This window comes from Streptomyces sp. NPDC048479, assembly GCF_040651435.1.
GTDB lineage: Bacteria > Actinomycetota > Actinomycetes > Streptomycetales > Streptomycetaceae > Streptomyces.
Genome location: NZ_JBEZKA010000015.1, coordinates 1 through 20,162, shown reverse-complemented (window position 1 = coordinate 20,162; position 20,162 = coordinate 1). Strand labels below are relative to the sequence as shown.

At 68.5% G+C, this 20,162-nt stretch carries 20 protein-coding genes and 1 pseudogene; 9 read left to right on the top strand and 12 right to left on the bottom strand.

The window, feature by feature from the left end; translation table 11 throughout:
- Window positions 1-13: 13 nt before the first annotated feature.
- Together AB0D12_RS22965 and AB0D12_RS22960 are read right to left on the bottom strand one after the other, a co-directional pair.
- Window positions 14-805 carry a DUF1206 domain-containing protein gene (locus tag AB0D12_RS22965; RefSeq protein ID WP_362685852.1) on the bottom strand — a complete coding sequence of 264 codons (792 nt, stop codon included), beginning with the start codon at window positions 803-805 and terminating at the stop codon, window positions 14-16.
- Between the two features lie 412 nt (window positions 806-1,217).
- Entirely contained in the window at window positions 1,218-2,132 is a 915-nt protein-coding gene (locus tag AB0D12_RS22960; protein WP_362685849.1) for a LysR family transcriptional regulator, read from the bottom strand.
- 230 nt (window positions 2,133-2,362) lie between these two features.
- Here AB0D12_RS22960 and AB0D12_RS22955 point away from each other — a divergent pair, with 230 nt between their 5' ends.
- From AB0D12_RS22955 to AB0D12_RS22945, 3 genes are all read left to right on the top strand, one after another.
- A complete protein-coding gene (locus AB0D12_RS22955) occupies window positions 2,363-3,118 on the top strand; it encodes a sulfite exporter TauE/SafE family protein (RefSeq protein WP_362685846.1) in 756 nt (251 codons plus the stop codon).
- 52 nt (window positions 3,119-3,170) lie between these two features.
- A complete protein-coding gene (locus AB0D12_RS22950) occupies window positions 3,171-3,728 on the top strand; it encodes a DUF6817 domain-containing protein (protein WP_362685843.1) in 558 nt (185 codons plus the stop codon).
- Between the two features lie 175 nt (window positions 3,729-3,903).
- Entirely contained in the window at window positions 3,904-5,802 is a 1,899-nt protein-coding gene (locus AB0D12_RS22945; protein ID WP_362685840.1) for an ABC transporter ATP-binding protein, read from the top strand.
- 260 nt (window positions 5,803-6,062) lie between these two features.
- Here AB0D12_RS22945 and AB0D12_RS22940 read toward each other — a convergent pair whose 3' ends face one another.
- The 6 genes from AB0D12_RS22940 to AB0D12_RS22915 all read right to left on the bottom strand — a co-directional run bounded on the left by AB0D12_RS22940 (window position 6,063) and on the right by AB0D12_RS22915 (window position 9,932).
- On the bottom strand, window positions 6,063-6,515 hold the full coding sequence (locus tag AB0D12_RS22940; protein WP_362685837.1) for a lamin tail domain-containing protein: 453 nt from the start codon (window positions 6,513-6,515) through the stop codon (window positions 6,063-6,065).
- A 137-nt stretch (window positions 6,516-6,652) separates the two neighbouring features.
- The gene (locus AB0D12_RS22935; protein WP_362686355.1) at window positions 6,653-6,931 is read right to left on the bottom strand and encodes a YkvA family protein; all 279 of its coding nucleotides are present in this window, start codon (window positions 6,929-6,931) and stop codon (window positions 6,653-6,655) included.
- 139 nt (window positions 6,932-7,070) lie between these two features.
- Window positions 7,071-8,042 carry an NAD(P)-dependent alcohol dehydrogenase gene (locus tag AB0D12_RS22930; protein ID WP_362685834.1) on the bottom strand — a complete coding sequence of 324 codons (972 nt, stop codon included), beginning with the start codon at window positions 8,040-8,042 and terminating at the stop codon, window positions 7,071-7,073.
- Window positions 8,039-8,272 carry a helix-turn-helix transcriptional regulator gene (locus tag AB0D12_RS22925; protein ID WP_327327788.1) on the bottom strand — a complete coding sequence of 78 codons (234 nt, stop codon included), beginning with the start codon at window positions 8,270-8,272 and terminating at the stop codon, window positions 8,039-8,041. Before AB0D12_RS22925 ends, AB0D12_RS22930 begins: the two co-directional genes overlap by 4 nt.
- Window positions 8,266-8,694, bottom strand: coding sequence for a hypothetical protein (locus AB0D12_RS22920; protein ID WP_362685831.1), 429 nt, complete (start codon window positions 8,692-8,694; stop codon window positions 8,266-8,268). Before AB0D12_RS22920 ends, AB0D12_RS22925 begins: the two co-directional genes overlap by 7 nt.
- Window positions 8,695-9,476: 782 nt before the next feature.
- Entirely contained in the window at window positions 9,477-9,932 is a 456-nt protein-coding gene (locus AB0D12_RS22915) for an Asp23/Gls24 family envelope stress response protein (protein ID WP_362685828.1), read from the bottom strand.
- 372 nt (window positions 9,933-10,304) lie between these two features.
- Between AB0D12_RS22915 and AB0D12_RS22910 the strand changes: the two are divergent.
- Window positions 10,305-10,547, top strand: a pseudogene (locus AB0D12_RS22910) (monooxygenase); the annotation flags it as partial.
- Between the two features lie 136 nt (window positions 10,548-10,683).
- Here AB0D12_RS22910 and AB0D12_RS22905 read toward each other — a convergent pair.
- Window positions 10,684-12,240, bottom strand: a complete 1,557-nt coding sequence (locus tag AB0D12_RS22905; RefSeq protein WP_362685825.1) for a glycerol-3-phosphate dehydrogenase/oxidase — start codon at window positions 12,238-12,240, stop codon at window positions 10,684-10,686.
- The gene (locus AB0D12_RS22900; protein ID WP_362685822.1) at window positions 12,237-12,836 is read right to left on the bottom strand and encodes a TetR/AcrR family transcriptional regulator; all 600 of its coding nucleotides are present in this window, start codon (window positions 12,834-12,836) and stop codon (window positions 12,237-12,239) included. The genes AB0D12_RS22905 and AB0D12_RS22900 overlap by 4 nt, the downstream gene beginning before the upstream one ends.
- Window positions 12,837-12,905: 69 nt before the next feature.
- On the opposite strand from AB0D12_RS22900, the gene AB0D12_RS22895 reads away from it, so the two are divergent.
- Both AB0D12_RS22895 and AB0D12_RS22890 read left to right on the top strand, forming a co-directional pair.
- Window positions 12,906-14,501: an FAD-binding oxidoreductase gene (locus tag AB0D12_RS22895; protein ID WP_362685819.1), complete on the top strand. Its 1,596-nt coding sequence runs from the start codon at window positions 12,906-12,908 to the stop codon at window positions 14,499-14,501.
- Window positions 14,502-14,530: 29 nt separating this feature from the next.
- Window positions 14,531-15,412 (top strand): YegS/Rv2252/BmrU family lipid kinase, encoded by an 882-nt coding sequence (locus tag AB0D12_RS22890; protein WP_327327782.1) that lies wholly within the window; start codon window positions 14,531-14,533, stop codon window positions 15,410-15,412.
- Window positions 15,413-15,426: 14 nt separating this feature from the next.
- On the opposite strand, the gene AB0D12_RS22885 is transcribed toward AB0D12_RS22890, so the two are convergent.
- Both AB0D12_RS22885 and AB0D12_RS22880 read right to left on the bottom strand, forming a co-directional pair.
- Window positions 15,427-15,825, bottom strand: a complete 399-nt coding sequence (locus AB0D12_RS22885) for a nuclear transport factor 2 family protein (protein WP_362685815.1) — start codon at window positions 15,823-15,825, stop codon at window positions 15,427-15,429.
- 91 nt (window positions 15,826-15,916) lie between these two features.
- On the bottom strand, window positions 15,917-17,623 hold the full coding sequence (locus AB0D12_RS22880; RefSeq protein ID WP_362685812.1) for an RICIN domain-containing protein: 1,707 nt from the start codon (window positions 17,621-17,623) through the stop codon (window positions 15,917-15,919).
- 800 nt (window positions 17,624-18,423) lie between these two features.
- Between AB0D12_RS22880 and AB0D12_RS22875 the strand changes: the two genes are divergently transcribed.
- The 3 genes from AB0D12_RS22875 to AB0D12_RS22865 all read left to right on the top strand — a co-directional run.
- Window positions 18,424-18,774: a MerR family transcriptional regulator gene (locus AB0D12_RS22875; protein WP_362685809.1), complete on the top strand. Its 351-nt coding sequence runs from the start codon at window positions 18,424-18,426 to the stop codon at window positions 18,772-18,774.
- Window positions 18,775-19,203: 429 nt separating this feature from the next.
- Window positions 19,204-19,407: a cold-shock protein gene (locus AB0D12_RS22870; RefSeq protein WP_069775160.1), complete on the top strand. Its 204-nt coding sequence runs from the start codon at window positions 19,204-19,206 to the stop codon at window positions 19,405-19,407.
- 360 nt (window positions 19,408-19,767) lie between these two features.
- Window positions 19,768-20,162 (top strand): DEAD/DEAH box helicase (locus AB0D12_RS22865; RefSeq protein WP_362685805.1); only part of this gene is annotated, 395 nt, incomplete at its 3' end.

Below are 20,162 nucleotides of genomic sequence, written 5' to 3'. Positions count from 1 at the left end.
CGCCGGTGAACGGTCACAGGCGGCGCCACCGCGCCGAGGCGAAGGAGAAGACGCCGAAGAGAGACAGTCCGACCGCGACGGCGACCAGGAGCCACGGCCCCATCGGGGTGTGGGTGAAGCTGCGGAGCGTCGCGTCCATGCCCTTTGCCTCGTGCGGGTCGAAGCGGACCGCCGCAACCAGGATGAAGATCCCGGCTGCGGCGAACACAGTGCCGCGCGCCCCGCCGCCGCCCACACCCAGGCCGGTCACGACCTGCCGCGTGCGGCGGCTCATGGCCGCGGTGTCCAACTGCCGCAGGAAGCGCCGCAGCGCCGCCCGTACGGCGAGCACCGCGCCGATGCCGATCAGGAGACAGCCCGCGGTGCCCACCAGCACACGTCCGTACGGCAGTTTCAGCGCTGATGCCGTCCAGTCCTGAGACTTCGCATCGCCGCTGGAGCCCTGGCCGCTCCCTGCGGCAAACGCGGCAGTTGCCCAGCAGACCGCGGCGTAGAAGAGGGCCCGGCCACCGTCCAACAGCCGGGAGGCGGCCTTCCGCCGAGGCCCCCCGGTCATCACCGCGCGGGCGCCCCGCCAGAGCGCCATACAGCCGAAGCCGACGACAAGCGCCCACAGCATCACCCTCCCGAAGGGCTGCTCCGCGACCTGGCGAAGCGCGCCCTGGCGATCTGCTTCCTCGCCACCGCTCCCCAGAGCGATCCTGACGGCCAGCGCGCCAATGAGGACGTACACGACGCCCCGGGCGACAAAGCCCGCCCGCCCTGCGACGGTCAGGGTCTCCTGCTCCGCGGAGTGGCCGGTCATGGATCTCGAAGCACGGGCCCGCCAGTGTGCGTAAGACGACGTCAAGATGCCTCCCTCAGGTGTGGGCGCGCGGTACGCCTCCTGAGCCCCGAGTGCCCCCGGCCGAGCGTCCGATGCACGCTGCTGGAAGGCGATGTGTTGGCCACCACCCACGACGCCGGCCGCCGCGCGGGCGGCGCTGAGCCCGGGCGACGTCGGCCCGCTGCCCGACCGAGGCTCCGTTGACACCTGCGGCCCCAGCCGCCGTGCACAACTCCCCAGCGATCCTGCCCCGTTGGCAGGGGTCTCCACCCGGCGTTGACTGACAACGAGGGCGTAGGGCTGTGGTGCTCCGGAACCCCCAGGCAAAGCCTTCACCTTCGCTTCGCCCGGCGCCGGTTTCGCTGAGGCACGGTGGGGCACCGATCGCGGCTCATGTCCGGTCAGCAAGCACTCCGGGCATCTCCGCGCAGTTCTGGGCGACGGTATCGGCGAAGGCGCGGGCCAGTGGGCTCAGGGCGTCCCACCGGCGTACCGCCCAACCGGCGGACAGGGCGGGCAGTGCCGGAAGCGGGATCAGGCGGACGCTGCTGTGTTCGGCGTCGTTGCGGCCGGGCAGGGCGGGTACGACGGCGTGGCCGAGGCCGAGCTCCGCGAGGAGAATGGCGGTGTCCCAGTCGGCGACACCGGTGTCGGCGGTCCATCGGACTCCCAACTCGGCGAAGTACGCGTCGAGATGAGCTCGGGATGTCGAGTTCTCGGGGAGGCGGATCAGCTGCAGGTCCGCCAGGTCCGCGGGGTCCATGTGGGTCTTGGCCGCCAGCGGGTCGTCGGCTTTGACAGCCAGCACCCAGGGCAGTTCGACGACGGGGCGCTGCTCGATGCCTCGGACTGGGGTCCCAATGGTGATCCAGGCGAGGTCCAGGTCGTGCGCGGCGAGCGCGTCGAAGCAGCTGCGGCTGGAGTTCTCCGTCTCGAACTCCAGGCTCACCTGGGGGTAACGCCGGCGGAAGTCGATGATGGCCTCGGCCATGAAGTGCCGTACGGTCGTCGCTCCCGTGGTGATCCGCACCGAACCGCCGTCCCCGCGCACCAGGTCCTGGAGACGGCGCAGGGCGAGGTCGATGCCACCGATACCGTCGGCGGCCGCTGCCTGGAGGATGCGCCCCGCCGAGGTGGGCACAACACCACGTGGATGCCTCTCCAACAGGCTCACGTCCAGTTCCCGTTCCAGCCGTTTGACGTGCTGGCTCACCGCGGACTGCGTGCATGAGAGGTCGCGGGCCACGGCGCTGAGGCTGCCTGCTCTGCACACCGCAATGAAGACACGTAGATCGTCAAGAGTCACGAGGGTGAAGGTATCCCTTGGGGGTCTGCTAGGAAACCTGAGGATTGACTTGGGATTTCACCGTCACCGAAGATCGCTTCTGGGCCCAGGGCGGCAACCTGTTCAGGGAATTCGTGACGGTCCGGACCGCCGCGAATTCCCCGAACAGGTGCCGACCCAACCGGCTCGGAGCAAAGACTGTCCGGTCACCCGAGCTGCCCGCCCCTGTGCGCGTCTTCGGAAGGTGAGTTGTGCAAGCAATCGAGTTGGTGGCCATCGGAGCCGCCGGCATCGCCGCCGGCGGGATCAACGCGGTGGTCGGGTCCGGGACTCTCATCACCTTCCCCACCCTGCTCGCCTTCGGCTATCCGCCGGTGCAGGCCAATATGTCCAACAACATCGGCCTGGTGCCGGGCGTACTGAGCGCCGCATACGGCTACCGCAGAGAACTCAAAGGCCAGTTGGGCCGGTTGATCCGGTTCGGCATCGCCTCGCTCATCGGTGGGCTCATCGGCGCGCTGCTCCTGCTGAGACTGCCCGCCGAGACCTTCAAAGCAATAGTGCCCGTACTGATCCTGACCGCCTGCGTGCTGGTCCTGCTGCAGCCCCGGCTCGGCCGATGGCTGCAGCAGCACCGGAGCCACAGGCGAGATGACGGCGGCGCCCCCTTGTGGTTCGGCGTACTGGGCACAGGCATCTACGGCGGCTACTTCGGAGCGGCACAAGGGGTCCTTCTCATGGGACTCTTCGGCAGCTTCCTGCGCGAAGACCTGCAGCGGCTGAACGCCGCGAAGAACGTCCTCGCCTCCATCGTGAACGGAATTGCGGCTGTCGTCTTCATCACGGTTGCCCACGTCGACTGGAACGTCGCCGCAGTGATCGCCGTCGGCTCCGCCCTCGGCGGCGTACTGGGCGCACGCGTGGGCCGCAAGCTACCACCGGCCGCGCTGCGCGCCCTCATCGTCACCGTCGGCATCACCGCGGCCGGAGTCATGGCCTTGCAATAGGCCTCCTGGACGAGTAACACCCCTGCCGAACAACTGAAAGGAGTCCGGCCGCGTGCCCACATCAGCAAGCACCGCTCACGCCCTCGATCTCCTGCGCGACTGCGGAGCCGAGAATCTCGATCATCCCGGCGGCACGCTACTCGCCCACCTTCAGCGGGTGCAGCGACAGCTCCACCGCTGGAGAGCCCGCCCTGCGCTCCGACTGGCCGGGCTGTGTCACGCGTTCTACGGAACCGACGGCTTCGCCACAGCGCTTCTGCCGATCGACCGTCGCCGCGAGCTTGAGGCAGTGATCGGCCCCGAGGCCGAGTCCATCGTCTACCTCTACGCAAGCTGCGACCGGAAGCGGTCGTACCCCACGCTCGCGGACGCCGACGCCGCCTTCCGGGACAGATTCACCGGCCGCACCTTCACGCCGAGCATTCAGCAGCGACAGGACTTCGCCGAGCTCTCCGTCGCGAATGAGCTGGACATCGTCCGTATCGACCCCGCCCTCCGGGTGAAGTGGGCGCCCGATCTCCTGGTGCTGTTCACGCGCTTTCGCCCGCTGCTGAGTGAGCAGGCCTGGCAGGAGTGTCTCACTGGTCTCACCCTGGCTGAGCCTGCTTGAAAACCTGGCCCTCGCCCGGGTCGCCAACACCCGCCGCACCTGACGGCTCGGCGAGGACCGAGAGGAATCAATTGACCTAAAGCTAGGTTGAGGTCATAACGTTCTGGGTGCGCCCCGGGCCACACCGGCCGACGGGAACCGCGTCGGCCCACCCAGATTCCGGAGGCGGCACCCCATGGACATGGAAGTCACCGCGTGGACATCGCTGCACAGTGCGATGAACGCCCAACAGGACCGGAGGCCCTTCTCCCGGGCCACCCTGCGCCGAATCGCCTCATTCGCCAGGCCGCACCGTCGGCAGCTGTACCAGTTCCTGCTGCTCAGCGTGATCACGGCATTGCTGGCGGTGGCCACACCCGTGCTCGCGGGCCGCGTCGTCGATGCGATCGTCAAAGGCCAGGAAACCGGCACGGTCACCCGGCTCGCGCTGCTGATCGCCGTCATCGCCGTCGCCGAGGCGGGGCTCGGTCTGCTCACCCGCTGGCTGTCGGCGACCCTCGGGGAGGGGCTGATCCTCGATCTCCGCACGGCGGTCTTCGACCACGTCCAGCGAATGCCGGTCGCCTTCTTCACCCGCACCCGCACCGGCGCACTCGTCAGCCGGCTCAACAACGACGTCATCGGGGCCCAACGGGCCTTCAGCAACACCCTGTCCGGCGTCGTCTCCAACCTCGTCACCCTCCTGCTGACGCTCGCCGTAATGCTCAGCATCTCCTGGCAGATCACCCTGCTCGCCCTGGTCCTGCTGCCGGTGTTCGTCGTCCCCGCCCGCCGGATGGGCTCCCGCATGGCCAAGATGCAGCGCGAGGCCGCCAACCACAACGCCGCCATGGGCACACAGATGACCGAACGCTTCTCCGCCCCCGGCGCGACTCTCGTCAAACTCTTCGGACGGCCCGCCGACGAGTCCGCCGAATTCGCCGCGCGCGCCCGCCGGGTTCGCGACATCGGTATCCGTACCGCCATGGCCCAGTCCGTCTTCATCACGGCCCTCACCCTGGTGTCCGCCCTGGCCCTCGCCCTGGTCTACGGGCTCGGCGGCTACTACGCGCTGCGCGGCAGCCTGGACCCGGGAGCCGTTGTCGCCCTCGCCCTGCTCCTCACCCGCCTCTACGCCCCGCTGACCGCACTGGCCGGCGCCCGAGTCGAGGTAATGAGTGCCCTGGTCAGTTTCGAGCGGGTCTTCGAGATCCTCGATCTGAAGCCACTGATCGCCGAGAAGCCGGACGCCCGCCGGGTGCCGGACGGGCCGGTGTCCGTGGAGTTCGACGGGGTCCGCTTCGGCTATCCCTCCGCCGACAAGGTCTCCCTCGCCTCCCTCGAGGAGGTCGCCACCCTCGACTCCCGCGGCGGCACGGAAGTTCTGAACGATGTCTCCTTCCGCGCCGAACCCGGCCGGATGGTCGCGCTGGTCGGCTCCTCCGGCGCGGGCAAGTCCACGATCGCGCAGCTCGTTCCGCGGCTGTACGACGCCGACAGCGGTTCCGTACGGCTGAACGGCATCGACGTACGCGACCTGACCTCGGACTCGATCCGCGAGACGATCGGCATGGTCACCCAGGACGGCCATCTCTTCCACGAGTCCGTGCGCGCCAACCTGCTCCTCGCCCGGCCCGACGCCACCGAGGACGACATCTGGGACGCCCTGCACCGGTCCCGCCTGAGCGGGCTGGTGGCCTCACTGCCCGACGGTCTGGACACCGTCGTCGGCGAGCGCGGCTACCGGCTCTCCGGCGGCGAGCGCCAGCGGCTGACCATCGCCCGGCTGCTGCTGGCCCGCCAGCGGGTCGTCATCCTCGACGAGGCGACAGCCCACCTCGACTCCACCTCCGAGGCGGCCGTGCAGGAGGCCCTGGGGGAGGCTCTGGAGGGCCGTACCGCTGTGGTGATCGCCCACCGGCTCTCGACCATACGGGACGCCGACCTGATCCTGGTCGTCGAGGCGGGCCGCGTCATCGAACGCGGAACCCACACCGAACTCCTGGCCGCCGGAGGCCGATACGAGGAGCTGTACCGCACCCAGTTCGATCGCCCGGGGGCGGAGGAGGCACACCCCGTGCACCCCGTGCACTGACCCAGCGCACCGGCACGCGTGTCGGCCGCGTCACCGGCATGGGGTCGTTTTCTCTACTGCCGGTGCCGCAAAGCCCTGGCGATGTCTCGCGATCCGTCAGGTCCGGCCGCGTGTCTGGGCAGGCACGTCGAACGAGATCCACACGTCGGGCGGCAGGTTGGGCCGACCCGGTTGGGGGCCGCATGGGCTGCGACCTCGCAGAGCCTCTCGACTACGGGCGTGGCACCGGACCCGGCGCCACGCCCTTGTGGTTCAGCCGGTCAGCATATTTTGTAGTCGACCCGGGTCGAGTTGTAGGAGCAGGTGTCCACCTTGCTGCCCGACGGCTTCTTCAGAGTGGCGGTGTCCTTGTCGTTGTTCCACACGTACCACGCGCGCCCCTGGTAGCGATTGGCCGCGGTATTGGTGCCCTTGCCGGTGCGCACCGTCACCGTCTTGCCCTTGCCGAGGCTGAACGTGCCGAAGGTGTACTTGTGGTTCGACGCATCGACCAGGACCCAGCCCTTCAGGCTGACCGCGGCGCCGGTGGTGTTGCGGATCTGCACGTACTCCGCGTTCAGGCTCGAGTTGGCGCCACGGTCCGAGCCGGGGCTGTCGTAGTAGACCTTGTAGAGGTGGACCGAGCCGGCCGCCTGCGCAGGCGAAGGCAGGGCGATCAGACCGGCGAAGGCCGCGATGGTTGAGGCAGCAGCCATGGAGCGGGTACGGAGCATGAACATTCCTCGGGGTCAGGCCGGGCACCCCCCAAAATTGGGCCCCGGCAAGACGCCAAGAATAGGGACTATCCAGCCCGATATGACAGGAGTTCGAAAAACTGGGACACATCGGCCTGTTGTCCGGATACTGCGCATCAGCGTCGGCGGGCCACGTCCGCGCTTTGCGCCGCAGCCTGGAGCGAGCGCAGTGCGAGCAGCAGAAAGCCGATGTCGTCGAGGAGGACCGGGTCCGGCAGCAGGTCGACCGGACTCACCAGGTAGATCAAGGCACCCCAGAAGACCGCTTTGTTCTCCATCGGAATTCCGGCATCCCGCAGCTGCCGCCGTGCCTTCACAAGTCTGACCACGAGCACGCCGGCCAGCACGACGGTGGTGGCGATCAGGACCGTGGCGACTGCCACCACCACCCACATTTCGGTATGCACGGCTTCTCCCACCTCCCACGTCTCATCAGAACAGGTACCCCGAGAACGGCTACCCCGCTCCGGCGGAGGCTCTCACCCGGGTGCCGTCAGACGGGTGGCGTGGATGCGTTCAGGACCTCAGGGAACCTCACACCGTGATGACGACCTTTCCGCAGGCATGGCCGGCCCTCAGGTACTGAATGGCCTTGGGAACCTCACTCAGCGAGTACGTCCTGTCGACGATCGGAGTGAGTTTGCCGGCCTCGATCAGCTTCCCCAGCAACTGGAGGTCCTCCTGATTCTCCGTGGACACCAGCATCCGCAGTCTCTGACTCACAAACGGTGACAGCATCGCCGCCCGGAGCGCGCGGTCCACGCCCTGCACCCACCGTCCTCCCCCTTCGGATCCGACGATGACGAGGCTTCCCCGCGGATCGAGAGTACGCCGCAGGTGTGCCAACGAACGACCACCCGCTGTGTCGAGGATCAGGTCGTAGCGCCGGGGCCCGTCCGCGAAGTCCTCGCGTGTGTAGTCGATGACGTCGTCGGCGCCGATCGAGCGGACCAGGTCCGTCTTCTTCGTGCTGCACACACCGGTGACGCTCGCTCCGAACTCCTTGGCCAGTTGCACCGCGAACGTCCCTACGCCTCCGCCCGCACCGATGACCAGCACCTTCTGCCCTGCCTGGACCTGTGCACTGCGGCGAAGACCCTGGAGGGCGGCGAACGCGGAGGAGGGGACTGCCGCCGCCTGCTCGAAGGTGACGTTCGCCGGCTTGGGCGCGAACTTGTCCTGGTGCGCGCAGGCGTACTCGGCGTAGGAGCCCGCACAGGTGCCGAACACCTCGTCACCGGGCTGGAACCGGCTCACGTTCCGGCCGACTGCCTCGACACGCCCCGCGACGTCCAGACCCGGAACACGAGTTTTGGGTCTGCGCAGCCCGAATCCTACGATGCGAAGGAGGTACGGCAGGCCCGTGACGAGGTGCCAGACTCCCTGGTCGACGCCGGCGGCGTGAACGCGTACGAGCACGTCGTCATCGCCGACAACCGGCTTGTCGATCTCCTTGAGTTCCAGGCCATCGGGTGACCGGTACGTCTCCCGGACTATTGCCTTCATGGTGTCTTTCCTTCGCTGTCCGGGTACTGGAACACAGTGTCGAGCGGGACGGTGAACACCCTGGCGATCTGAAATGCCAATTCGAGTGAAGGCGAATATCTGCCTTGCTCGATGGCAATGACGGTCTGGCGTGACACACCGATGCGTTCTGCCAGATCCGCTTGCGTCATCTCTCCGTGCGCAAACCGGAGGGCCCGGATCGCGTTCGTGACCCTGGTGGGCTTCACCATGACTGGAAGCCTCGGCGATACGCGACGATCTTGGCCGTGGAACCGAGGATCGCCGACAGTACGAACGCCAGGTAGACCGCGTTGGCGATCCAGAAGTAGTCCAGCTCGGCCATCGACATACCGAGCGCTGCCACTCCCCCGATGACGACGAATGACTGGCCGATGTGTTCGCCGAACCGATTGATCTCCCTGTCGCGCTGATCCTTCTTGCGGGTGTCCTTCGGCGAGAACATCGCGATGAGCATATGGAGCACGATCGACGCTGCGATCGAGATGCCCAAGGCCCACAACAACGTCGCCACATACGACACCTCGACGAGAGGGGTATCCCCCGTTCGCCCAAGAATGACGACGAGGTAGCCCGCGTACGTACTGACCGCGAGCACCCCCATGACCCATGCGCTCTTCTCTTCGAATGGCATACCGCGAATGTAAAGCAACACAGACACCATGTCAAAGTTTCTTGACATGGTCGCGCGCGGTCGACCCCGGGCTCTCCCAAGGCGGGTGCCACCAGTGACATAGGGGCGCGAGCCGGAGCGAACGCGCCTGCCGCGCGTGCCCCTTCGCTTCACCTTGTGCGCCAGGATTCAGTCGAACCCGGAGCGGCGGGTGTGTCGCGACGCCGTGGTGGTGATCGTCGCGCTCACGGGGCTGCCGCCGGCGTACGAGCGTGACAAGCACCGGGAAGTGTGGTTCTTCCGTGGGCTGATCCAGTGCGCGGCACAGGCGCGGGGGCCGCCCGGCGCGTCCGGCAAGGAGGCCAGTACGACCGCCAACTCCTCAATGGTGCCCGTGAGTTCCCCGACCTATTCGTACGGCGTCCGGCGTCCCACGGCCCGCTCTGCGGTGCGGGCAACCGCTCCAGAAGCGTGCCGATGGCGGCCAGGACCGCGGTGAGCGCGGGGGTGCCGAGGCCGGCCGGGTCGGGGTGAACGAGGAGGCCATGTCGCGGTCGAAGTGCGGACTCGGCCGAGTCTCCAGGGTGACTGGGCAAGGTCGTACAGGAAACGCGGATGGTTCCACAACGTGCTTGCCGAACAGCCGAGTTGGGGAGTCCGGCCGAACGCCGAGCTCGGGCTGAGCCGGACAGTCCGTCGCGCGACAGCCAACTCGCCCCGATTGAACGGTGGTTGACCGTCGACCTGGGCCCGGCGGTTGTCGTGCGACAGCTGCATGCATTCGACCGTGCGGCCGTCAGGCGTCATCGCACTCTGGCGCCCTTGACTCCGCTGCTTCCTTCGTCGTCATCGTCGGAACCGGGCACGTAGACGTCAAGCACGTTGATGTTGATCTCGACGACTTCCAGGCCGGTCATCGTCTCAACGGCGTCCGTCACATTGCTGCGGATGTTCTTGGCGGCCTCCATGATCGGAACGCCGTACTCGACGACGATACCGATGTCGATGGCCGTCTGCTTCTCCCCGACCTCGGCCTTGACACCGCGACCGGGGTCGGAGGGCCGAGACATCTTGTCCCGGACCGCGCCCATCGCTCTGGAAGCTCCTCCACCTACAGAATGAATGCCGTACGTGTCCCGAACCGCGATTCCCGCAATAGCGGCTACCACGGAATCGGCAATCGTGGTCGTGCCGCGCACGCTGTCCCCGTCGGCGCTCTCCTCCAGAGTGGTCGCGCCTGGGCGGTCGATACTGGCCATCGGAGATCCTCCGCACAGAGTCGGTTCCTCTCATCGGCGGAGTGGACCCTGACAAGGGATTCCTCACCGCCCGAGCCCCCACTCCACTGTGCTCCTGGCCTTTGGCATCCGCCATTCGGGCGAATCCATCACCAATACATGCCACGCCCCGTCCCGGCGCACGGCACATCACTGCTCCCGCAGCTTGCAGGGCGTCGAGGCCGAGCACCGGGCCAGAAGACCACGCATCCGAGGATGCGGCGTAGACAATCGTGGCTCGGCGCTCGTGATCCCGAGGGCGGATGCAAGGGGGACCACGCACAGCGGAGGGGTAGTTGGCGGCGGGGCGCGGGCGGACGCCACGCTGTTGTCATCGGAGGCAGCCTCGCGGGAATGCCGGCGGCACACGTGCTCGCCGAGCACGCCGACAAGGTGAGGGTCGTCGAGCGCGACCACTCCCCCGAGGACCCCGAGCCGCGCCCCGGCGTGCCGCAGGGCAGGCACGCCCATGTGCTGCTCGAGGGCGGACAGCTCGCGTCGGACGCTCTACTGCCGGGTTTCTTGGCCGAGTTGAGGGCCTCGGGCGCACCGCGGCTCGGCATGCCGTCGGACATGGTGCAGCGGCAGAGCGGGCGCACGGCGGCGACTTCGTACATCGGCCCCCGCTCAGTAACCCGCGAGGAGCTTCACGGCCATGACCCCTGCCCGGTCACGCCTCGAAGCCGACGAGGAGGACCGGCCCAGCCCGGCCGGACGCGGCCTCGGTGTGAACTCAGCGGGCGAGCGCGCTGCGGGCGGCTTCGCACGCCGCTTGGCGGTCGTGCGGGACGAGGCCGATACGGGTGCGCCGGTCGAGAATGTCGGACTCGTCGAGGGCTCCCTCGTGGCGGACCGCCCACACCAGTTCGGCGCCGGTGACGGGGTGTCCGGGAACCACGGGCAGGGCCAGAGACGGGTCGGCGAGGCCGAGTGCGTGGACGGCCGGGGCTTCGGATCCGTAGCGGCGGACCAGACGTCGGGGCGCGGCAAGCGTCGCGAGCGTGCCGGGCCGGGCGGCGCCGACAAGCGGGATCGAGGTCGTGCGGCACCGGTCGGCGCTCAGACCGCTCCCGGTGACGGCGGCGTCGACGGCGTCCTGGGCCATCCGCCGGTAGGTGGTGAGCTTGCCGCCGACGACCGTGACCACACCCTGGGTTGACGTCACAACGGCGTGCTTTCGGGAGATGTCGGCGGTGCGGCCCGTGTCCGACGTCGTGGTGTCCAGGAGCGGACGCAGCCCGGCGAATGCTCCCACCACCGAATCTCGGGTGATGGATACGTCGAGGGCCGAGCCCAGCACGTCGAGGAGGAAGCCGATGTCCGTCTCGGGCACTTCCGGTACGTCCGGGATGGTGCCGTCGATCGGCTCGTCGGTCAGCCCCACGTAGACCCGGCCGTCACCCTGTGGCAGCACGAGCACGAACCGGTTGGGCTCCCCGGGGATCGGGATGTGCATACCGGCGGTGAGGCTGCCGAGCTCCTCCGAGCGCAGGACCACATGCGTGCCGCGAGAGGGGCGCAGCCGTACGTCGTCGACGAGGCTGCCCGCCCAGACCCCCGTGGCGTTGATGACCGTGCGGGCGCGGATCTCCAGTTCCTCTCCGGTGAGTTCGTCGCGGACCCTGGCGCCGGAGCCGGTGAGTGAGAGCGCGCGGGTGCGGGTGAGGATGCGGGCGCCGTGCGCGGCCGCTGTGCGGGCTATCGCGGTCACCAGGCGTGCGTCGTCGGTGAGTTGGCCGTCCCAGGACAGCAGTCCCCCGCGCAGGCCTGTCGGCCGCAGTGCCGGGACCATGTGCCGCGTCTCCACCGTGGAGAGGGCGCGGGGAGCGGGCAGAGTGGTGCGTGAGGTGCGGGCGGAGGCACGCAGGAGGTCGCCGGCCTTGAAGCCGGCCCAGGCAAGCGCAGCCTGGCCGCGGGAGACCAGTGGGGTGAGCGGCAGGACGAAGGGCTGGGCCCGTACCAGGTGGGGGGCGGTGCGTTCCATGAGGACGCCGCGTTCGACGGCGCTTTCGTGGGCGACGTCGAGCTGGCCCGTGGCGAGGTAGCGCAGTCCGCCGTGGATGAGCTTCGAGCTCCAGCGTGAGGTCCCGAAGGCCAGGTCATGGGCGTCGATGGCGGCGACGGTCAGCCCGCGTGAGGCGGCGTCGAGTGCGGCTCCGGCGCCCGTCGCGCCGAGTCCGACGACAAGGACGTCGACGCGGGCTCCGTCGGCGAGTTCGGTGAGCTCGCGGCGTCGGCGTGCCGCGCTGAGCGAGGAGGGGGCAGGAGCACGGCCACTCGAGCGGCTCATGGCGTAAGGGTCCTCTCCAGAAGGGTCCGCAGCTCTTCGAGGAAGGCTGCTTCGGTGAGTTCAGGGTCGGTTTCGTCGGTCATCGTGCGCAGCGAGAGCGTGAAGGACTGCGCGACGAGCAGCAGCGAGCGGGCTTGAAGGTCGGGGTTCATCCGGCGGACGGACCCGTCGGCGTGGCCCTCCCGCAGGGCACCGGTGACGAGCCCCAGCAGTGCGTCCTGGCTGGTTCCCCGGTGGTCGAGCACGTAGGGCAGCAGCAGCTCGGGGTCCACGTCGATGATCTTGCGGAACAGCGGATGGGCGCGAAAGGCGGCGACTCCGGCAACCATTCCGTCGATGAGCCGGGTCAGGGTGGGGACGTCGGGCTCCGGGCCGGTCATCGTGCCGACGGCGAGTGCGATCCACTCCCGGGTCATCACGTCGCCGACCAGAGTCCGTACGTCCGGCCAGCGGCGGTAGAGCGTCATACGGGACACTCCGGCGCGCCGGGCCACGTCGGTCAGGGTGGTGCGGCGTACGCCGACAGCCAGGACACAGTCGCGTGCCGCGTCGAGAACGGCATCTCCGTCCGAACGGTTGTGACGAATGGGCGTCATCTGTCACAGTGTAATCGCAGTGCAGGCCGTACGGCACGGCGACCCGCAAAACCGAGGGTGAGGATCCAAGTGGACATGTTGTGGAGCGGCTGGGGAGACCCGGCCAAGGCGGCCCCGCTGCCCGACACGGTGGTCGGCCTGCTGCGCGACCTGCTGGGCGTCACGCCGGGGGAGAGCGGCCCCGCGCACATCGGCAGCATCCCCGCTCCCGACTCCCCCCTCACCGACAAGACCCGTCAGGCGCTCGTCGACTGCCTGGGGGACGCCACGCATCTGCGCACCGACGCAGAGACACGCATCCGGCACACCCGGGGCAAGTCCACCCCCGACCTGCTGCGCATCCGGGCCGGCGAGGTCGACGACATCCCGGCAGCTGTCGCACTGCCGGGCAGCCACGACGAGGTACTCGCCCTACTGCGAGTCTGCGCCGAACACGGCGTGTCCGCCGTGCCGTTCGGAGGCGGAACCTCCGTCGTCGGCGGACTGGCCCCCGAGGCGCAGCGCTGCTTCATCGCGCTGGACCTGCGCCGACTGGACAGTCTGCTCGCGCTCGACGAGGTCTCCCGTACCGCCGTTCTGCAGCCCGGGCTGCGCGCACCCGAGTGCGAGGCGCTCCTCAACGAACAGGGCTTCACCCTGGGCCACTTCCCGCAGTCGTACGAGTGGGCCTCGATCGGTGGGTTCGCCGCGGCGCGTTCCAGCGGCCAGGCCTCGGCCGGATACGGCCGATTCGACGACATGGTGCTCGGCCTCACCGTGGCCACCCCGGAAGGCACCCTGGAACTGGGACGCGCGCCCCGCTCGGCGGCAGGACCGGATCTGCGCCAGCTGATCCTCGGCTCCGAGGGAGCGCTGGGTGTCATCACATCGGTGACCGTGCGGATCCGGCCCGTGCCGCAAACCAAGATCTACGAAGGCTGGCGCTTCTCGTCCTTCGAGGCGGGCGCGCTGGCACTGCGCAAGCTCGCCCAGGACGGTCCGCTGCCGACCGTACTGCGGCTGTCGGACGAAACGGAGACCTTCATCGGCCTCGCACAGCCGGACGCCATCGGCGGGTCCGACGCCCCGCAGGCGGCCGGCTGCATGGCGATCGCCGGCTACGAGGGCACCGCTGAGGACACTGCGGACCGGCGTGCCCGGGCCCGGGAGGTGCTGCTCGCCTGCGGCGGTGAATTCCTCGGCGCAGAACCGGGCGACCGGTGGGCCCACGGCCGCTACAACGCCCCGTATCTGCGTGACGCGCTGCTGGACGCCGGCGCGTTCGCCGAGACCCTGGAGACGGCGACGTTCTGGTCCGGCCTGCCGGCGCTGTACGACGCTGTACGCCAGGCTCTCACCACGACCCTGACGGACGCGGGCACCCCGCCCCTGGTCATGTGCCACATCTCCCATGTGTACGAGAACGGCGCGTCCCTCTACTTCACCGTGGTCTCGGCGCAGGGGGACGATCCGGTCGCCCACTGGGCCCCCGTGAAGCGGGCCGCCAACGACGCGATCCTTCTCGCCGGCGGCACCATCAGCCATCATCACGGAGTCGGCACCGACCACCGCGACTGGTACGCGCGGGAGATCGGCCCTGTCGGAGTCAACATCCTGCAGGCCGTCAAGAACGAGATCGACCCGTCCGGGGTCCTCAACCCCGGCGTCCTCATCCCCGTCCGCTGACTTGCTCCGTGCCGACCGGAGGCGCATTCATGCGACATTTCACAGCCATCGTCAATCCCACCGCAGGCGGTTCCAGCGGTACGGCCGCCCTGCTCCCGCTGGCCCGCCTCCTGCGGGAGGCCGGGGCACAGCTCGACACCCAGTACAGCCGCAGCCTGGAACACGCACGGGAAGTGGCACAGCAGGCCGGCGAGCGTGGGCACGTCGTGCTCGCCGTCGGCGGCGACGGGATTGCCGGCTGTGTCGGCGGGGCGCTGAGTGGCACTGACACCCTGTTCAGCATCGTCCCGGCCGGCCGGGGCAACGACTTTGCCCGCGCGCTCGGACTTCCGGCCGACGCACCCGCCCTGGCCGAAGTGCTGCTCAACGGCTCGCCTCGGGCGATCGACACCATCCAGGTCGAATCAGCCGTGCACCCCGGGACATGCGTGCTGGGCAGTGTGTACGCGGGAGTCGACGCGGTGGCCAACCAGTACGCCAACACCGCCCGGCTGCTGAGGGGCGCCGCCTCGTACTACGCGGGCGGCATGCGCGCCGTGCTGACCTGGCGACCCGTCTCCTACCGCATCACCGTGGACGGCGTGCTGCACGAACGGCGCGGCTACACGGTCGTGGCCGCCAACTCCCGCTTCTACGGATTCGGCCGCCAGATCGCCCCCGACGCACGGCTCGACGACGGCCTGCTGGACGTGGTCGTGATCCGGCATGCACCCAAGCGGCTGTTTTTCGCGATCATGAATGAGCTCAAGACAGGGGCGCACGTGCAGCGCCCGGAGGTGGAAATCCTGCGGGGCAAGGAGATTCGTATCGAGGCCGATCGCGATATCCCCTACGGCGCGGACGGCGAGATCGAGGCGACGCTCCCGGTGACGGCACGGGTGCAGCCGGGGGCACTCACCGTGCTCTGCTGACGCGGAGGTGTGCCTCACACGTTGGGTTGCACACGCTCGGGCGGAATGGGCGTGGCCTGGTGGAAGTACATGCGCCATGTCCCATCCGCAGGCTGCTTGCGCCAGAGCGAAGCCCGCCGTGCCCGGACTCCACCGGTCGTGGTCTCGTAGGTGAGGTGCACCAGCCCGGGCGCCAGCAGAACACCGGTCACATGAGAGGGCTCATAGCGCGGACCGTTTTCTCCGCCGCCCTGCATCCCGGGCAGCTCGGCAAGCATTTCCTCATACGTCCACCGCCGACCCGAAGCACCGACCTCTACGAACTCCGGGTCCAGCAGCTGCCGGGCAAGCGACCGTGACGATCGCACGCTGGGGTCCATCAGACGCAGTTCGCCCGCGATCGCTTCGCGTACCTCATCCGTCTCTCCGCTCATACAGACATCTTCGTCCCGGTAGCCAAGTCCTTCGCGAACCGAGAAACCGCGCGGCGCCGGCCCGCCCGCACACAGCTTTCCGCAACACGCTTCAGTTCTGCGGAGAGAAGCCGGCGGTCCAGCGCTGGTCGCTGTCTCCGTCAGCCGGGTCGAAATCGAGCAGACTGCCCTCGGAGCTGCCCAAGGGTTCAAGGGCGAAGTCCGGCGCGACCTGTGGTCGTATGGCTCCTGATCCATCGACGGTGAAGAGCAGATTCAGTCCGTTCCTGCCGTTGACGGAGGCGCAGGACCAGATGCCGACGCCGCGGTCGGTGTCGCCGCGCGAGTCCAGACAGAAGTCGGGATCTGCGTTACTGCGCAGGAGGCCGATGGAGTCCAGACTCCACTGCTGGGTAAGGGCACCACTGCAGCGTGCGGTGACGACATCGGTGCGGTTCGCCATCACACCGTTCACGATGTCCAGGCACAGACCGGAATCCGTGTGGACGACCTGGGTGTAGCCGCCCCCCGGGACGATCGGCACCGGCCGGCGCGGGACGCTCTTCGACGGAGCGGGCGCCGGAGGATTGGGGGCAGGAGGATTGGAGGCAGCGGCCGACGTGGTGGGGCTCGGCGAGCGTGCGGGCTTCTTCGACGGCTCCCGGCTGGGGCTCGGCGACGGGGTGGGTACGGGCACTGCCGCGGTGGGCCAGGCTTCCCTGAGCGGGGGCTCCGCCGCGCGGTCGCGTGCCGGACCGGAGTCCTCGGATGCGGTCGCCAGCAGAGTGCCTGCGACGACAACGGCCGCGGCCGCCACAGCGACGAGGACGACGGTCCGGGACAGCCGCCTCGCGCCGTTCCGCGCCGTCTGCTCGCTCTGCGGCGACTCCGCCGAGGCGGTGAACGCGGACATGCCTGCCGTGGGGGCCGACCTGTCGGGCTGGACCGGTACGGCGTCGAGCAGGCCGCGCACGGGACCGCGCGCCGCGTAGGCCGCTCCGCCCCACCGGAGCAGTCCCTCAGCCAACACAGTCCGGGGGGCGTCCGCCATCCGCGGCAGCTCCGCGACCAGCCGTGTGCAGCTGGGACATTCCGCCAGATGGAGCGTCAGATCCTCGCTGCGCCGCCGGTCTCCCGGCCGCGCCGCCGCCTCGATGATGCGGCGGAATCCCAGACACTTTCTGTCCCCGCCCCGCTCCAGATATGCCCGAAGATAGGCCTGGCGCATGGCGTTCTGTGCCTTGTCCCGCAGCTCGGGAACGAGGTTCGGGTCGACGCTGAGGAAGGTGGCGACCGTGGCGTCCGACTCCTCGTCGACCACCGCGTACCAGAGGACGCCCCGGGTCAGCTCCGGCAGCCGGTAGAAGCCGGTCAGCATGGCCGACGACGCCTCGAGCCGGAGGCGCCGGGATTCAGGCAGATCCGCTGCGCTGAAGTCGTCAGTGTCATCGATCCACGCCACGAAGTCGGATTCGAGCCGGTCCCGGCGACCGTCGGCGGCCCAGCTGAGCCCCACCCGCTGAACAAGCATCAGCAGATGGTGACGCCAGTTCCCCTGGGGCTCGATGCCCCGGCACGCCTCCCGGGCGGCGAGGTCGAAGGCCTGGACGGCCAGCTGGTTCCCAGCGACCTGGTAGCGTCCGCAGAGCCGGGCGTAGGTGAGAACAGCAGGCAGGTGGCGGCGCTTGAGCTCCTGGACGGCGGGATAGGCGGGCGGGGCACCGGCGCGGATGCGTTCGGTGAGCTCCGCGTCCGACAGGGCGGCGTAGAGCAGTTTCTCGTCCGCGGAATCGGGACCGACCTTGTGGAGCTCTGGCACCCTGTTGACTCCTCGTTCACTACCGCGCGACCAACCCACCTGCCCAGGCGGAAACACGCCGTTGTTACCTGCAGGAAACAAGAGCCCATAGTGAAGCAGCCGGATCAGCAGGGAAAGATGTTTCCGTGGGTAAGTCGTCGCCGACGGCCGCCCCGTGCCCGTGTCGGCACCGTGGAGGTGCTGCATCAGCGGCAAGCACGGCTGCGGCATTCGATGAATGCGTCAACTGGCGCACCGTCAACTGGCACCGATGTCCGTGCCTGAACCCGCCGGAGCCCTCCCCCTCTCCCAACCGCCGAAGACCGGCAGGTCCTGCCTTCCTGCTCCTGTACACCGCCTGAGCCGGTGGCCCGGCTTCGGACCGCTGCAGCCGTGCGACGATATTTCTCCCCAGGACCAGGAAAATCTATCGCGTCCAGGGTAGAAATTACCCGCCTTCACGGTTAGAGTTTCTCGCGTAGCCGACGAAGTCAGCGAACGCGACAGAGTCGGCCCGGGCGGCCTCCGGGGTCGCCCTGCAGTACCGCAGTTCTCAGAGCAGTACGACCCGAACAACCAGAGAGGAGCAGACGCCATCAGGATCGCCCGGGCGAGGATCCAGTACGCCCGGGTACCGCAGGCCCCGATTGGAACGTGGTCCCCGGTCACGCATCCGCGATCCCCGCACCTCCGCCCTCAGGGACGGACACGCGGAACAAGAAAGCCAGCGCACAGCGCCGGCAGATGGTGTTGATACCCCCTCGGGGCCCTGGCGTGTACGCGTCGGGGCCCCTCGACGCGCGTTCCAGAAAGAGGTGCAAATGCCCCCAGAAACTCCACCGCACACCACCAGCGACCGATTCGATGATGACGACTATCCCGCCTACACCATGGGTCGCGCCGCCGAAATGATCGGCGCCACGCCCGGCTTCCTCCGGGCCGTCGGCGAAGCCCGTCTGATCACCCCGCTGCGATCCGAAGGCGGCCATCGCCGCTACTCCCGCTACCAACTGCGCATCGCCGCTCGCGCACGCGAACTGGTCGACAGCGGGACACCGATCGACGCAGCCTGCCGCATCGTCATTCTGGAAGACCAGCTCGAGGAAGCCCTGCGCATCAACGAGGATCTGCGCCGGCCCACTGCAGACTCGGGCGGGGCAGTCAGCTCCTGACTGCTCCTGAGCATCGGCGAACCCCCGCCCCGGCCACGAAGGCCGGACAGGCGTACTGTGCGCCGGCCCGGTGAAGAGGCCGCGCTCCCATGACCGACACCACCTCGGCTGCTCCGTCCGTTCCGCTCCCATGCGCTCCGCACACTCGAGTATCTATTGCCGCAGGCACAGATATTCGGGCAATGCGCGATGAGGGTTTGTGGCACGGCGGGCGGAGTGATATTACTCGCCGCGCCCGGCCGCTTGCGCCGTGCTACCGTTGTTCTCAGTTGCAGTTGTGGTTCCCAAAGACTTCAAGTGCTCGTACCGGCGTTAATTCCGGAGCGTGCACTTCTGTATTGCCGGATACTTTCCGGACGGGGCAATCATCGCGGCGACGCGGAGCTCGCACAGTGCGGGCACCGGGCACTGCCCCGAAGGAGATATGACATGGCTACTGGCACCGTCAAGTGGTTCAACGCGGAAAAGGGTTTCGGCTTCATCGAGCAGGACGGCGGCGGCGCTGACGTGTTCGCCCACTACTCGAACATCGCCGCCCAGGGCTTCCGTGAGCTGCAGGAGGGCCAGAAGGTGAACTTCGACGTCACGCAGGGCCAGAAGGGCCCGCAGGCGGAGAACATCGTTCCCGCCTGACGCTGACACGCACGACGCAGCTGGGGCCCGCACCTGGGGTGCGGGCCCCAGCTCGTTACTTTTTTCCGGGTTTCAGCCAGGGCCGCAGCAGCTTCACGCGAGGCGAGAGACAATACGTTTTCTCACCGTACGGCAGTCGATCCGTCCACGGCTCCTGCCAGCCACAGACCCGCCCGATTTCCCTGATTCGGCATCCCACACCCTGGCGCATGTCAGTCATTTTGACGTACCGGCCCCCCGCTTCTTTCGTCGGCGGTCGGACTTTGTCTTTGTTTTTACTTCGGCTCGTTCTTGCGATTTCCGTGGCGCTCATTGCTGCCGAGAATCCCTCGATACGTGCCATATCGAGGAAGGTTCTCCATGAACCGCTCAGCTCGCACGAACGACCGCTACTCCCGCACCCGCAAGGGCGGCAACGCCGGCTCCGGCAGAGGCGACGGCTTCCGTTCGCAGTCGCAGGGACGCCAAGGCGCTCCGGGCCGCTCGGCGGCCCCGCGCCGTTCCGGCGGCTACGGGCGTCGTCCCGCCGCACTGCAGGGCGAGTTCGCGCTGCCGGTCACCATCACCCCGGCCCTCCCCGCCGTCGAAGCCTTCGCCGAACTGGATATACCCGCACCCCTGCTGGCGGCGCTTCGCACCGAGGGGGTGACCGTGCCGTTCCCGATCCAGGCGGCGACGCTGCCGAACTCCCTGGCCGGCCGGGATGTGCTGGGCCGCGGGCGTACCGGTTCGGGCAAGACGCTTGCCTTCGGTCT

Bases quoted from the DNA above. Each gene is read 5' to 3' on its own strand.
- AB0D12_RS22965 (WP_362685852.1), bottom strand. From the start codon at position 805: ATGACCGGCCACTCCGCGGAGCAGGAGACCCTGACCGTCGCAGGGCGG.
- AB0D12_RS22945 (WP_362685840.1), top strand. From the start codon at position 3,904: ATGGACATGGAAGTCACCGCGTGGACATCGCTGCACAGTGCGATGAAC.
- AB0D12_RS22940 (WP_362685837.1), bottom strand. From the start codon at position 6,515: ATGCTCCGTACCCGCTCCATGGCTGCTGCCTCAACCATCGCGGCCTTC.
- AB0D12_RS22935 (WP_362686355.1), bottom strand. From the start codon at position 6,931: ATGTGGGTGGTGGTGGCAGTCGCCACGGTCCTGATCGCCACCACCGTC.
- AB0D12_RS22930 (WP_362685834.1), bottom strand. From the start codon at position 8,042: ATGAAGGCAATAGTCCGGGAGACGTACCGGTCACCCGATGGCCTGGAA.
- AB0D12_RS22925 (WP_327327788.1), bottom strand. From the start codon at position 8,272: ATGGTGAAGCCCACCAGGGTCACGAACGCGATCCGGGCCCTCCGGTTT.
- AB0D12_RS22920 (WP_362685831.1), bottom strand. From the start codon at position 8,694: ATGCCATTCGAAGAGAAGAGCGCATGGGTCATGGGGGTGCTCGCGGTC.
- AB0D12_RS22915 (WP_362685828.1), bottom strand. From the start codon at position 9,932: ATGGCCAGTATCGACCGCCCAGGCGCGACCACTCTGGAGGAGAGCGCC.
- AB0D12_RS22905 (WP_362685825.1), bottom strand. From the start codon at position 12,240: ATGAGCCGCTCGAGTGGCCGTGCTCCTGCCCCCTCCTCGCTCAGCGCG.
- AB0D12_RS22900 (WP_362685822.1), bottom strand. From the start codon at position 12,836: ATGACGCCCATTCGTCACAACCGTTCGGACGGAGATGCCGTTCTCGAC.
- AB0D12_RS22890 (WP_327327782.1), top strand. From the start codon at position 14,531: ATGCGACATTTCACAGCCATCGTCAATCCCACCGCAGGCGGTTCCAGC.
- AB0D12_RS22885 (WP_362685815.1), bottom strand. From the start codon at position 15,825: ATGAGCGGAGAGACGGATGAGGTACGCGAAGCGATCGCGGGCGAACTG.
- AB0D12_RS22875 (WP_362685809.1), top strand. From the start codon at position 18,424: ATGCCCCCAGAAACTCCACCGCACACCACCAGCGACCGATTCGATGAT.
- AB0D12_RS22870 (WP_069775160.1), top strand. From the start codon at position 19,204: ATGGCTACTGGCACCGTCAAGTGGTTCAACGCGGAAAAGGGTTTCGGC.